The sequence below is a fragment of the Pseudoalteromonas sp. SW0106-04 genome, from assembly GCF_001293805.1.
GTDB lineage: Bacteria > Pseudomonadota > Gammaproteobacteria > Enterobacterales > Alteromonadaceae > Pseudoalteromonas > Pseudoalteromonas ruthenica.
This window is the reverse complement of record NZ_BCAI01000001.1, coordinates 368,622-382,495: the sequence shown is the minus strand read 5'-3', so window position 1 is coordinate 382,495 and position 13,874 is coordinate 368,622. Positions and strand designations below refer to the sequence as shown.

The following is a 13,874-nucleotide window of genomic DNA, read 5'->3' as shown; positions in this document are numbered from 1 at the left end:
TGGCAGTGCTTTATTGACACGCGCTAGTGCGCTGTTTAATTGCTGGTCGGATACATTTTCAGGCGCCCACAACAACGCCACAAGGTGGGCTTGAGCCTCGCCAAATACCACAGCCTGAGTAACTGCAGTTTGGTTTAACAGTTCAGCCTCCGGCCACTCGGGGGAAACATTGCGGCCATTCGCTAAAATAAGGCGGTTACTTTTTCGACCGACAATAAATAACTCACCCTTTTCCACGCGCACGAGATCGCCAGTTCGATAGTGTTGCTCAGTAGGGTGTGGCTCGCCGAGATACCCCAAGAAATGAGGTGCAACAAGACATAACTCGCCATCTTCAATATGATATTCAACATGCTCTAGAGGCCGGCCGACACTGTGCAAGTTATTGCAGCCCTCAGTTGCAAGGCTCACCACCGAGCCGGCCTCAGAAAGGCCATACCCCTGATAAACAGGCAGACCCAATTGCCTTGCGCGTGCGATGAGTTTGGCACTGACTTTGGCCCCACCCACAGCGATAAACTGCAATGACGTAGGCACGTTCCAGCCATTCTCAGCCCCTTGCACTAAACCCTTAAGCAATTCTGGAACAAGGATCAACGAGTGCGGTGCAAAGGTGCTGATATAGGTCAACAGCCGCTGTGGTTGTACAAGCTCGATACCATTGAATCCAAGAGTTCTTAAACTTGGCGCATGCACTTGCCCTCCCGTCAGCAAGGGTGCATACATACCAGCCACATTTTCAAGCAATACCGCGAGGGGAAGTAAACACAAATGTTTCGCTCGAGTCAGGGTCGTGCGTTGCACGAGCGAATTGGCAACTTGAATGAGCTGTTTGTTGCTCAAACACACCCCTTTTGGGTTGCCCGTAGAGCCCGATGTAAAAGTGATCTTCTGGGTGTTCTTAGGAAAGGTCTGAGCTTGCTGCTTATACTCAAGCTTTGTCAGTCGCAATTCAGTGCCTGCCACCCACAGTGATTGACCTTGATGACGAGAATCGCTGAGCACATAATCTGGCTGAGCAGTATCTAGGGCATGCTGGCGCTGTTGTGGGGTAAAAAACGCAGGGAGCGGCAACGCAACAATGCCTGCTTGCTGCATGGCCAAATCCAATACCATCCACGGTACGCCATTATCTAGCTCTAATGCGATACATCGCGCCGACATTTTGCTTAGCTGCTGTGTTAGCTGGTATACCGCGAGGTCGAGCTGTTTAGCTGTCAAGGTGGTATGCTCGTCACTAATGTGGCTGCCCGATGGCAACGGCCATAACTTGTGGTTCATAGCATTTTCCCCTGCCAAGCTAGGGTGCTCACTTCCTCACTTAGGCTGTTGGCCAGTGTTTGTAACTTAGGCGTGTTATCTATGTGCTTACACACAGAATCTATATCGACGCGACATACTTGAGGGCGGTTAAAGTAATAACTTCCCCAACATCGCCCCTGATCGCTTAAACACTCGGGTTGAGCGTCGCACACGACCTCAAACGGTGCCCCGATCCGCGATAGTAAAGCGCGTATGTGGGCCGTGGCGCAAAAAAGTAGGCTTTTTTTATGTGCTTGTTTCAACGCCTTAGCAAGGATCACAAAGTGAGATAATGTAGTCTCGCTGTGTGTCGACACTAAGTTACCCATTTCTACACATTGCTGCGGCGCTATCTGCCACTGCTTAAGATATGACGACAAAGGCCGAGGCAGATAGTTCTCTATAAACAAGGGCTCATTGGCACTGCGTAGGCCGAAACAACAATAGCGCTCTTTGGTAGTCACCAAACACACCAATAACGGCATAAATTGGTTGATATCCGCATCATAGTGCTTGGCAAAGCCTTGACGGATCCGCGTACATAACACCTTATAATGATGGTGCTCTAACGTGGCCGTAAAATACCCGGTGGACGGAGGTCTTTTTGACGTGTTCAGCGACTCTGGCGCATGTCGCTGTTGGTGGTTTAACGCTATCGACTCCATAACCTATCTCGTTTTACTTATGCTATGGAATCAAGTTAGTGAGCCAATCTTAAGTAAACCTTAAGGGTGCTTAAAAATATAAAAAGGCCATGATTATGGCCTTTTTGGTGGGCGTATTATTGGCAGGCGGGATCAGAGCCGATTCGGCGCCACACACCCCAGGGACCTGATTCTGAGGGGACATCTCCTTGTGTCCACCAGCGTGCCTGATAGCGATAGCCATTGTACGTGACCTGATCGCGACGATAGTAAATGGTATTAGCGTCCCAATTACCTTTACAGACGCTGCCGCCATCCACTGCGTTAGCCGAAATTGCCGCGCTATATTGGCGTGGACTCTGCTCGACACTGAAATCAAGCGTTACACCCAAACTCCCAGCAGCTGATGCACCAAACTCAACACCTACGCTACAACTTTGATTCGCTGGCAGTGTTGCAGCGCTGCAGCTATCTTGCGCTTTGACAACAGTTGATGCCACACCAGCGCTTGATAGGCTCACGGTATTGAAAGTGACGGCGCTGCTGCCTGTGTTGGTAATGGTGAAAGTGTGCTGTTGCGTCTCTCCCAAGGTAAAATTACCCAAGGATTCGTTTTCTGTATACGATAAAGACACTGTCGGTGTGCCTGAGCCACCGGTTATCCCATCAATCCAACTGCGTAAGTCAGCGACATCAGCGTACACCCCGTAGTTGTTTGGTCTGGCGCACCCGATCCCCCAACTTACGATACCAAGCTGCACCCTTTGCCCACCGGAATTAATAACAATAGGGCCACCGCTATCACCCTGGCAGGCATCTTTTTGTCCTTGCGAATAACCAGCACAAAACTGGGTTGCTCCGACATTGCTATAAGAGCCCCCAGATTGGCGACACACACTATCAGACACCAGCGGTACATCTACTTCATATAAGGTACTCGGTGACGAGCCACCTTCACTTAAGCGCCCTAAACCTGCAACAGTGAGTAAATCACCGTTATTAGCGTACTGACCTATCGACCCCTGTGCCATGGTTACCGCCTGACCTTGATTTGGAAGACGTGCCAGCTTTAATAGCGCCACATCGTATCCGGTTGACACTGAGGCGAAGTTCGGATGTACGTATACTTGCGACACGCCAATACGATCGCCATCACTGCCGCCGCTGCTAAACCCCGCTACTTTTACTTTCAACGAGGAAGCTGAGCTGCCATCAACACAGTGCGCTGCCGTTAATACATAGCCATCTCCGATGTAGCTCGCGCCACAAAAGGGAGAGCTACCATAACGTGATAATAGCTGAGTGAAAAAGGGTCAATCTGCGGTGTTAGCAGGATTGCCGCCGACAATAAGAGGGCTCACTTGTCCCGGCCCGTCGAGGTGTTGTTGAGCATGCACTGCTGCACTAGTAAGCATAACTACGGTCACCCCAGCGCAGGCCAGAGCTCGTTGAACGGGGTTGAGGGTTGTTGTTTTCATTACCTTGGTCTCCTTGTTAGTTCGAAGTATCAATATAGGTACGAAAACAATAATGTAAATTTTTTGTTATTGAATATTATTCAAGCGTATCGCTCCCGTTGTTCACGCTGCATTTAAACTTCATATAATTATTACGTTATATCAAAACTTTGCGTCATTCTTTTATTTGCCTAACAAGCCTTTACTACACGCGTGCGTATCTAAAAATTTACACTTAGCGCAGCTTAGACCAGTCCCCTGAGTTGGGAAAGTAGGCTGCGGTTCTATGCGAATAAGCAAAAAAAAGCCACCCTGAGGTGGCCTTATAAGTGCTAATCGCGCCCTTATTTTTGTCGCCGTAGCCCTAGCATAGCGAGCAGCAATAATGCCCAACCACCCATGGAGCCACTGCCACCTTCATCACTGTCTGAGGGCGTGGGCTGAGGCTCGGGTTCAGGAGCTGGCTCGGCGACATTATTGACACTCACCTGCGCATCTTGCTGAGCAATCAGCTCGCCATCGCTCACCGTCACGGTGAATTCCAAGGTTTGCTGCGCACTGACTTGTGGTGCATTAAAACTGACTGTGGCCGTGTTAGCTGCGCTGAGAGTCACGTCAGGCCCAGCAGTTTGTTGCCATTGATAGCTCAAGGTATCACCGTCAGCATCTTGCGCATCAGCGCTGATACTGACCGGCTCTCCCTCATCAACACTTTGCGCTGGTATCTGCGCAATAACAGGAGGACGATTATCACACCCTTCCACGTCGCCGGGTACAACCTGATAAAACACCTCAGAGCTGATCCCCACAATACTGACATTATCTATCCACCAACCGGTATCTTCTACGCTGCCATCGGAGCTGATACGAAAACGCAATTGCACTTGCTCACCTGCCAGTTTCTGGCCAAAATCAATGGTTTCCATATTGCCAAACACGCTGTCGGTGCTATTGCGCCCAGTAAACACAGGACGCTGTTGCAGCGACTGAGCCGGGTTCTGGTTGAGTTGTCCATCATAGCCGACAGCGAACTGCCCTCCCGCCTCGGTGACATCTTGCCAACCTTGATCATTGATGTTCACTTCAACGACCGCGCCATCCCAAAACTCTTCTAGGGCATAGAAGTGCCAAAAAGAGACGCTAAAGTCTTGCTCTTCAGCAACCGTAAACGCTCGCGTAGTCAAAGCCACATCGGACTCGAAGCTATTGTTGCGTAAAAATAAGCTCTGCTCGCCCAGTTGCACACCTCCTTGTTCAAAGGTGTCGATGATATCTGAATTATCAAAGCTTAATGTTTGCTCAGAACCCACCGTGTCTTTGAGCAAAGAAAGCGCTAGGTTCTCTCTACTCAATGCCGCTAATTCCATGTCGTCACTTTGACTGGCATCGGTGAGAGGCGCATCCGCAAAGGCAATATTTACTGTAAACGTCTGGGTGATAGGTTCGGGACGTTGCACACTCTCACCATCGTCAGGGAAGCTAACCTGAAGCTGTAAAGGCGAGGCGATATCAGCACCATTTAAGCTCACATCGATGGGCGTGCTTTGAGCGCTGGCAAAGGGCTCAATGGACACCACTTCACTCTCACCGCCATTGCCTAGGGTTACATCTTGCGGCGATAGCACGCTAAATTGCACAGGAATGTTATTAAGCGTTTCACTTCCGGTGTTACTGATTTGCACCGTCAGCGTACCGGTTTCACCAATATCAAGGTAGCCATCGGCACTACAGAAGCTCACTCCTTCGGGGTCGAGCACTATTTGCTCGGCACTAAACGCTGACGCTTGTGTTTCATAGGATTCGACCACGCCATCTAAAGAAGTACTGAAACGCTCTGGCGATTGCGCGCCCAGCCCCATCCCTCGGTTGGCAAAGGCACTCAGTGCGAGGCGATAGTCGTCGACGTCCTCTGCGGCAATGGCCGCTAATAAAGCATCTCGTGCTTCGGTATAAAGCGGAGAGACCGGGGTCATTTTATACCCGGCAACGAGATAGCGCGCCATGCGTTGTTGGGCCTCACTAAAGCCATGTTCATTAATCAACGCCACGTAGCTATCCCACAACACAGATGCCCATAGCTCACCCGGTGCATGAGGTGAGGCGACACTGGTAGGCGGTAAACCAACGTCGCCACCTGCACCTTCAGTGATATGCCTAAAGTTCAGTGGATTGATATCTTGGTTCGGCGTATAAGGAACACGACGAATACCGAAGTAAAAATCCTCTACAAAGGTGCCGGTAGCATAAGGCTTGGTAAAGTCGCTATTACCCGCAATTTGCGCATCACTGGCTTTAGCAATAAACAGCAGTGAATGAAAATCTGCCCAGCCCTCGCCCATAGCACGGCCTTGGAAGTTACCCAGCCCTGAGCCGTTACCAATCAAACGATTACTGATGTAATGACCCCACTCATGAGCGATTATACCGTTATCAAAGGTGCCATCTTTGAGCGGGTTGGTATTAAACATTCGCACCGTGACCGAGCCCAACAGCATGGCATTATACAACTGTTGGCCGTCATCGAAGCTGAGACCCATATTGCCAATGGTGACGGTCGCGTCCTCACCGCCCATGGGGGCTGGGGTACCATCATCGACATTGTTAGTGACAATAGCGCCTAATGCACCAGCATCTTGTGCGTTTTTAACCTTCACCGTGAAGTTACAACTGCCACGCTCAATAATAGCGATTTTATTCGCCAAGGTGCTGGGGTCGGCAGCGGCCTCGCACCCATCAAACACACTGCCTGAATCAACATCGTTGCCATCGTTGAAGCGCGCAAGCTCGCCTGTTATATCAAATTCTAAAGGGCCAAAGGCCGAGCGCTGTGATGAGCTTAAAGTGCCTATTCCCGTCGGCCCGATAACACCAAAATCCTGACCAACTTGGGCGTCTTTGGAGTTATACAAATACATTTGCATTCTTGGGCTGGCGCCATCTGCAGGGGTGGCCATATTAGCGTTATTCAAACCACTGTAATCTTGTGCCTGCGCCTCTATCGGGTCGCCAGCAGCGCCACCTCGACCATAATTATTTTGCTGAGCAACCCCGGCGGCCTCATCAAAGCCGTAGTCGTAAAAAAAGTCATGCAAAAAGTTATTCATGTAAAAAAGGTTCACCACCGCCGCTTTTACGTTGCCCTCAGCAGTCGGTGCTAATTCGGGGTCAATGGGATAGTCAAAGGTGAACGCCGAGGTGGTCTCGGCGGTGATATCGCCGGAGGTAAAACCTTGGGGAGCATTGATATCTGCATAAGCAAAAACGTTGTTACCCTCGGTGCGAGTGGCACTCTCGCTAAGCCATGGGTCTTGAGTTGAAATCGCCGAGTAATAGGCAAGAGTAACCAGTGGTGCAGCTAGAATAGTGGTTTCGTCGGTTTGATTCGGTCCATCGGCGGGGATCACATCACCATGCGGCCCCTCTAGGGGATAGCCGCTTTGCATATCAGCGTAAACTCGGTAGTTATACTCCGTGGCATGACTATGCAAATTGTTTTTAAACAGCACTTTACCGGTGTCACTGGCAATCACATAAGCAAAGTAATCACTCTCCAGTGAATCGCTGCGTTTGCGTTCCACTTCAACGTAATGGGCAGCTTTCAACTCATCGGCAAGTGGATAGAACACAGCCTTCACGCGCACATTGTCAAATTGTTGCTGGTCGCTGGCACTGCGTACTTCAAAATGGTTATAGCCTTGACGAATACGGCGTGCATCGAGTTGTACCGGCACATCACTGAGCTCGGCAATAGCCCTAAGCGCTGCCTCCTGCTCAGACGAAAATGCGCCAAGGACGGTAAAGTTCTGCGCGCTTTGCGGTACATCAGCAAAATATCCGGCGCCAGCAACGAGGCTACCTTGACGGTTGAGCATAACGCTGTAGCGGCGATTAAATACTTCAATACCTTGCACAAATTGCTGATAACGCGCCACGATAGCGCCAGTACCTATGTCATGCCAGTCATTGAGGCGCACATCAACCTGAGATGATTTGAGCGCACTGATGCCGCTGAGCCCTTGCATATGTGTGTGTGCACGGGCTTTTAAATCTGTGACTTGGGCAGTGCCAGGTGCCGCCTTAGCTTGACCCCACACGAAGGTAGCGCGCTCTAAGGTATTATCAAAATGAGATTGATGGCCACTGGCCGTTGGTTGCTGTGCTTGCTTTCGTTGCGCCACGGCCAGCGGCGCTGCGGCCTTGGCCACCGCTTGGTAATGGTCTTGGCCAGCCTGTTGTGGCGCGCTATGCAGCGTTAGCGGCATACCAAATAAAGCAGCGCTCAATGCAGCGGTAACTGCAACGCTTGAAGCCGTTCGCGTTAATCTAAAAGAGTTACTGCATTGTTGAGATTGAGCCATAAGTCACCTTGCGTTCGCGGTTATATCGGAGCTACCTTAAAGGTAGACCATATTACTAATACACATTCGGAGTAATAATGCGATCAATTTATCTCCTACTCAGCGCACTATTGCTAACCAGTTGCATGCCTCAGACGCCGACTTCTGCCACTGCACAAAAAAGCACGCCTGCTGTTTACACGCTAAACAACAACGGCGATAAGATTCGCTGGCAAACACCTCGCTTGCAAGCTGGAAACAAGGTATTCAACGTATCGACAGGTGAATATGGCACGGTAGTGGGCGATATCGTTGTGACCAGCCAAACTTTACCCACTGACATGCTGCGCGCTCGATATAAAATAAACAGCCTCTCTGGGAATAACTATCGCTTGACCCCCATAAATAAAATTGATTTAGCCGCTGAGATGATGCAACTGCAACAAAACGAAGCCATCGACGTTGTTGAGCTATTAGTGGATTATTCAAAACCAAGTCAAGCGGCTATCAAGTAATCATTTATTGCTACCTTTTACAGCTGAAAACTGCCCGCACATCATCGCTAGGCGATTGTTTTTCATACGCTAACCATGTAGCCTAAAAAAATAATTAAGTATTTGGAGCGTTATTGTGACATTTACGCCGCCCTAGGCTTTTTCCTTCCTTTTGTGCACTACACTTAGTGCCGCAACCTTTATTGTGCGCGCAGTATGCGAACACACTCAATAACACAATCATTGCCCATTGGGGCAAAGAATAGTTCGTGCCATGTTATCGAGGCTGTGACGCTTAGCTTTTCAGCGTTTGTAGCTAACCCGAGGGCGCCAACTAGTAACGCGTTAGGTTATCTCTATGTTTGAACACGTAAAACAAGACTGGTTTTCTAATATTCGCGGCGATGTGCTTGCTGGAATCGTAGTGGCGCTTGCACTGGTGCCCGAAGCCATTGCTTTTTCCATTATCGCCGGGGTCGACCCTAAGGTGGGGTTATACGCCTCTTTCTGTATCGCCGTGGTAATCGCCTTTGTTGGTGGTCGTCCGGGGATGATTTCGGCAGCCACCGGCGCCATGGCGCTGCTGATGGTCACACTCGTTAAAGAGCACGGCTTAGAGTACTTACTGGCCGCAACCTTACTCACTGGGGTGCTGCAAATCATTGCCGGAACACTGCGCCTCGGTGAACTAATGCGGTTCGTTTCTCGTTCGGTGGTCACCGGCTTCGTCAACGCCTTGGCGATATTGATATTTATGGCACAACTGCCGGAGCTCACTAATGTCACCTGGCATGTGTATGCGATGACCGCTGCGGGCTTAGCTATTATCTATTTATTCCCCTATGTCCCTGTGGTCGGCAAAGTGATCCCCTCACCACTGGTATGCATCGTATCGATGACCATTGTTGCGACGGTTCTGGGCTTAGATATTCGCACTGTCGGTGATATGGGTGAGCTGCCAGACACCCTCCCGGTATTTTTGTGGCCGGATGTGCCTTTGAACCTCGAGACCCTTAGTATTATCTTCCCCTACTCTGTCGGCCTTGCCGTGGTGGGCTTGCTGGAATCGATGATGACCGCCACTATCGTCGACGATTTAACTGACACCCCAAGCGATCGTAACCGCGAGTGTAAAGGCCAAGGTATAGCCAATATTGGTGCTGGCTTGTTCGGCGGTATGGCCGGGTGTGCCATGATAGGGCAATCTATTATCAATGTTAAATCCGGCGGTCGTGGTCGGCTTTCTACTTTTGTTGCTGGCAGCTTTTTATTGATCATGGTGGTGTTTCTCGATCAATGGCTAAAACAAATCCCCATGGCGGCGTTGGTGGCAGTAATGATTATGGTGTCGATTGGTACTTTCTCGTGGTCGTCTATTCGCGACTTACGCACCCATCCATTATCGACTAATGTGGTGATGATCAGCACCGTTATCGTGGTCGTTGCCACCCATAATCTCGCCTTGGGTGTGCTCGTTGGGGTGTTACTCGCCACGCTGTTTTTCGCCAATCGCATTGGTCGCTTTATGGCGGTTACAACAAGCCATAATGAACAGCAGCACAGCGTTACCTACACCGTCAAAGGGCAAGTCTTTTTTGCCTCGGCAGAGCAATTTATTGCTGCTTTTGACTTTAAAGAAGCGGCCCCCAAAGTGATTATTGATTTAACTCATGCTCACTTTTGGGATGTGACAGCCGTGGCTGCGTTAGATAAGGTAGTCATAAAATATCGCCGTGAAGGCGCAGAGGTCAGTGTTATCGGAATGAACGAAGCCACCGAAACCGTAGTAGACAAATTTGGCGTTCACAACGACCCCAAAGAAGTGGATAAGCTTATGGGCGGACATTAGGAGCATACTATGAAGAAAATAATTACCTGCGTGGATGGCTCAGCAATCACCCAAGCGGTCACTGACGCCGCTATCTGGTCAGCAAATAAACTGCAACACCCGCTGTGTTTTTTACACACCATTGAGCGCCAACAGCAACACGGCGCGGACGACCTTAGCGGCGCCATCGGTCTCGGAGCTCGTTCATCGTTACTCAATGAGATGACAGAGCTCGATGAAAAGCGCGGCAAAATGGCGTTGGAGTTGGGGCAACAGCTACTCGAAGACTTGGCCACACAAGCCAAACAGGCTAACGTTGAGCAAGTAGAAACGCGCCAACGCCATGGCGATGTGGTCGAGGCCATTATTGACCTCAGTGACATGTCACGGTTAATCGTTATCGGTCGCTGTGGTGAAAACCATGAAGATAACTTCAAAGCATTGGGCTCACACATTGAGACCTTGCTACGCCAGGCCAGCGCGCCGGTACTATTGGTGCCAAAGCAGTTTTCAGCACCGAAGTCATTTATGATTGCCTATGATGGCCGCGCCACCGCCGACAAGGCACTGCAAAAGGTTATCGACGGGGGCCTTTTACATGGCATCCCCTGCCACTTAGTGGCGGTAAAAAATAAAGAACGTGACTTAGCACCAAAGCTGAAGCTAGCCACACAACGTTTGCAAGAGCAAGGGTTTGATGTCAAAGCCGAGCTGCTTGAAGGCCCTATTTACGACTCGCTGATGGCCTATAAACAAGCCAATGATATCGAGTTGATGGTTATGGGCGCCTTCGCGCACTCGAAACTGCGGCAACTTTTTGTTGGCAGCAATACCCTACGGATGCTGGAAACCTTAGATATCCCGCTGGTGGTGTTACGTTAAACATACTTAAAGCCCGCTAGGCGCTTTGCGGCGCGGGCTTTGCCTTCAACATTTGCAAAGTAAGTGATTATTTACTTGCTTTGCACAATCAACTGCCTTATAGTGGCCGCTTGTTTGCATTATCTCACCAAGCAAACCCGACACCACAGTGTCATCGTGATGCCTTTCCTTGATCCAGTCAGTTCCATCGCCACAATACAAGCCTTAAAAGTCTGACCAGAGATTTATAAGCTCAATGCCTTTATCTGTTGCAAGTAAAAGCCAGAGCCTGCTCCGTGTGAACAACGCGGCCATTTCCAGACGATAATAAGGCTTATTTTTTGCGCCCAAAGCGCCCAAATAAAAAGAGTTTTATTATGTCCTATTTATATCAAAATCAGCGTATTGATATTGCGCTACCTATCCATGCTATTTCCGTGAACAAACATGCGATGGCGATTCGCCACCATCAAGGAAAAAGCTACATTGAGTTTGCCAACAAAGCCGATATGCAAGGTTTTATGCATTGGCTCACAAGCCAGTGATCAAGTGTGCGGTGCACCCAAGCGCCGCGCCTAAAAAGTGTAACGAGTATAGTGGCTATAGCCCCTTTCATGGCCTGCGCCATGGCGACTGAAAGCTGTTATTTAAGGAGCAAGCGCATGGCTACCACTTACCGCAAATACAGGCGCGCCCTGCCTAGCCTGCAATGCTGAGATGCCAGGTACTATTAAACGCCGGGGTAAACCCTTTTATGCCCTCGGGCATGGCTGCTCGGTTAAGGCAATCAAGGCGATAATGGTCACCATAGAGTTGCTGTAATTCATTTGCTGGAACCGATTGCGGTGTACTTTGTGGCTCGGGCTGAGGATATTCCACAGTAACCACAAGCTGCTGCGCCTGAGGGCACAGCTCTTTTAGCTTGGCGCTGTAACGCATGCGCAGGGGCGCATCTAAAGCAACCAGTGCGCCGCGATCGTAGATAGCCGTCACTCCCTCTAATTGTGCCCGTTCAAGCGCAAACACGTCACCCACATACACGCAGAGGTTGCCCGCCTGATAACACCGGTGCTCACCCTGCTGAGAGATATCTGGGGTGAGCTGAAGCGCTTGAAACAACGCCTGCACGGCGTCTTCACTGAGCTCCACCGCAACCACAGCGTGCCCTTGTTGCAACAGCCACTGCACATCAATACTTTTACCACACAATGGCACAAACACACGCGCGCCTGGAGTCAGTGCCAGGGTGGGGAAAAACGCCACTAGGTTGCTATTAGGCTCTTGTTGATCAAAGCCAATATCCCCTTGCTGCCAACGTTGTAACCAATATTCAGGATTCATAATACACTCTCAATTACTCACAATTAGACTGCCAATGTGTAGGCCGACACCAAAAATACCATGGCTCAACATGCTTTTACCCCGTGCCCGCCAGGGCTTGGGGCTGTGGCACGCGGCTAAGCCTGCGCCCATGCCCGGCTGCATTACAAAAAATGCAAATACCACCGTGGCTAAGGCGTAGGCGATAGCAATCATTAGACTGGGTGGGCGCTGCAGCCACTGCAACATAAGAAAATACCCTAAGGCAAAGAGTATTCCAATAGCGTAATGCACGCTCCAGCCCAATGCACATTCACCACGATGCCCTGGTTGTTGCGCAACATGGCGTTGCACCATGCCCTGCTCGGGCATTTGCAGTAGCCAGCGCCCGAGCACACACAAGCGCAATGAAGGCACTTGCAGGGTTGATTTTAATAGCCATGCCCAGGCATCAAGTAACGCAGTGGCGACCACTCCGACAATAAGCGCCGATAACAACATGTCTGTATTCATATGCGACTCCCAAAAGATATTGGCAGTAGCATATGTAATTTCACTAATAACCTATACACTGAAATAAACAACTTTAAATTCCATTTATGAAATCATGCTTGATGATATTCGTGTATTTGTTCATATTGCTCAACAAGGCGGATTAGGCGCCGCCGCTCAGCTTTTATCGCTGCCGCCAGCCACCGTCACTCGGCGTTTACAACGCTTGGAGCAGCACCTTAATTGCAAACTACTAAACCGCAGTGCCCGTCATTGCCAACTGACACAACAAGGCGAGGTTTACTACCATGCCTATGTCGATTTGGTGGCGCAATTTGAGCACACTAAGCACCGCCTTAACGAGGCCAACGCCTCGCTAACAGGACAACTAAAGGTATTGGCGCCGATGAACTTCAGCCACGGTTTTTTAAAGCCGTTTTGGCTGCATTTTACCCGCACCTACCCACAAGTTACTCTGCAGTTGGAGCTCAGCAATGATAAGCAGGATATGGTCAACACCCAAGCGGATATGGCAATACGCATTGGCCCCCAACACGATAGCGCGTTTATGCAACAACGCTTAGGTGAAAGTGACACCTTACTGGTCGCAAGCCCTGAATTTATGCAACGGCAAAACTGTGAGGAGGTAAACACCTTAGAGCAGCTGCGTACCTTGCCTTTAATTGGCACTACGCTGCGTAAAAGCTGGCAATTAACGCACTTACCCTCGAAACGCCGCCATAAGTTTGTGCCGCGTTTTATGCATCAATTTAACGATACCGGGTTTGTAAAGTATTTGGCCTGTAATGGCCAAGGCGCAGCGCTGCTACCCCGCTTTGAAATTATCGATGAGCTACAGCGCAATGAACTAAAATGCATCGCCCCAAATTGGCGCTCTGAGCCGCGCACAATTTATGCACTATGGCCCAGTGGCCGATTACTCAGCCGCCGTGCCCAGCTATTAAAACAGCAACTAAATGAGTTTATTGCCACGCATTTACCATCCGACAATGGCTGATCGTTGGCTGCAACGCAGGCATCCAGTCACGCTCGTTTCACGCGTACAGAGTATAAAGTGTGAGTAAACAGGGGTGAGTTTGAAGATCACTGCATGTTTTTGTCTATGAGTTCATGCATTC

The 13,874-nt window shown here is 50.0% G+C and carries 11 protein-coding genes and 2 pseudogenes; 5 read left to right on the top strand and 8 right to left on the bottom strand.

Annotated elements, in window-relative coordinates; genetic code table 11:
* Nucleotides 1-315 precede the first annotated feature (315 nt).
* The 6 genes and pseudogenes from W04_RS19035 to W04_RS01700 all read right to left on the bottom strand — a co-directional run.
* Nucleotides 316-1,281 (bottom strand): annotated as a pseudogene (locus W04_RS19035) (AMP-binding protein); the annotation flags it as partial.
* Nucleotides 1,278-1,967, bottom strand: a complete 690-nt coding sequence (locus W04_RS01710; RefSeq protein ID WP_053909548.1) for a thermostable hemolysin — start codon at nucleotides 1,965-1,967, stop codon at nucleotides 1,278-1,280. The gene W04_RS01710 and the pseudogene W04_RS19035, both read right to left, overlap by 4 nt.
* A gap of 116 nt (nucleotides 1,968-2,083) precedes the next feature.
* A complete protein-coding gene (locus tag W04_RS19225) occupies nucleotides 2,084-2,266 on the bottom strand; it encodes a carbohydrate-binding protein (RefSeq protein ID WP_373432694.1) in 183 nt (60 codons plus the stop codon).
* A gap of 24 nt (nucleotides 2,267-2,290) precedes the next feature.
* Nucleotides 2,291-3,217: pseudogene (locus tag W04_RS01705) on the bottom strand (trypsin-like serine protease); the annotation flags it as partial.
* A gap of 42 nt (nucleotides 3,218-3,259) precedes the next feature.
* Nucleotides 3,260-3,424: a hypothetical protein gene (locus W04_RS19030; protein WP_231657974.1), complete on the bottom strand. Its 165-nt coding sequence runs from the start codon at nucleotides 3,422-3,424 to the stop codon at nucleotides 3,260-3,262.
* Between the two features lie 323 nt (nucleotides 3,425-3,747).
* Entirely contained in the window at nucleotides 3,748-7,761 is a 4,014-nt protein-coding gene (locus W04_RS01700) for a rhombosortase-dependent M36 family metallopeptidase (RefSeq protein WP_053909546.1), read from the bottom strand.
* Nucleotides 7,762-7,838: 77 nt separating this feature from the next.
* Between W04_RS01700 and W04_RS01695 the strand changes: the two genes are divergently transcribed.
* The 4 genes from W04_RS01695 (at nucleotide 7,839) to W04_RS18820 (ending at nucleotide 11,468) form a co-directional block, all read left to right on the top strand.
* Nucleotides 7,839-8,255, top strand: a complete 417-nt coding sequence (locus W04_RS01695) for a hypothetical protein (protein WP_053909545.1) — start codon at nucleotides 7,839-7,841, stop codon at nucleotides 8,253-8,255.
* A 337-nt stretch (nucleotides 8,256-8,592) separates the two neighbouring features.
* On the top strand, nucleotides 8,593-10,083 hold the full coding sequence (locus tag W04_RS01690; RefSeq protein ID WP_053909544.1) for a SulP family inorganic anion transporter: 1,491 nt from the start codon (nucleotides 8,593-8,595) through the stop codon (nucleotides 10,081-10,083).
* A 9-nt stretch (nucleotides 10,084-10,092) separates the two neighbouring features.
* A complete protein-coding gene (locus tag W04_RS01685; RefSeq protein WP_022944223.1) occupies nucleotides 10,093-10,944 on the top strand; it encodes a universal stress protein in 852 nt (283 codons plus the stop codon).
* A gap of 356 nt (nucleotides 10,945-11,300) precedes the next feature.
* Nucleotides 11,301-11,468 (top strand): hypothetical protein, encoded by a 168-nt coding sequence (locus W04_RS18820; RefSeq protein WP_157576217.1) that lies wholly within the window; start codon nucleotides 11,301-11,303, stop codon nucleotides 11,466-11,468.
* A 154-nt stretch (nucleotides 11,469-11,622) separates the two neighbouring features.
* On the opposite strand, the gene W04_RS01680 is transcribed toward W04_RS18820, so the two are convergent.
* Together W04_RS01680 and W04_RS01675 are read right to left on the bottom strand one after the other, a co-directional pair.
* A complete protein-coding gene (locus tag W04_RS01680; protein WP_053909543.1) occupies nucleotides 11,623-12,264 on the bottom strand; it encodes a hypothetical protein in 642 nt (213 codons plus the stop codon).
* A 9-nt stretch (nucleotides 12,265-12,273) separates the two neighbouring features.
* Nucleotides 12,274-12,756: a DUF2938 family protein gene (locus W04_RS01675; RefSeq protein ID WP_053909542.1), complete on the bottom strand. Its 483-nt coding sequence runs from the start codon at nucleotides 12,754-12,756 to the stop codon at nucleotides 12,274-12,276.
* Nucleotides 12,757-12,850: 94 nt separating this feature from the next.
* Here W04_RS01675 and W04_RS01670 point away from each other — a divergent pair, with 94 nt between their 5' ends.
* Nucleotides 12,851-13,753 carry a LysR family transcriptional regulator gene (locus tag W04_RS01670; protein WP_053909541.1) on the top strand — a complete coding sequence of 301 codons (903 nt, stop codon included), beginning with the start codon at nucleotides 12,851-12,853 and terminating at the stop codon, nucleotides 13,751-13,753.
* Nucleotides 13,754-13,874 lie beyond the last annotated feature (121 nt).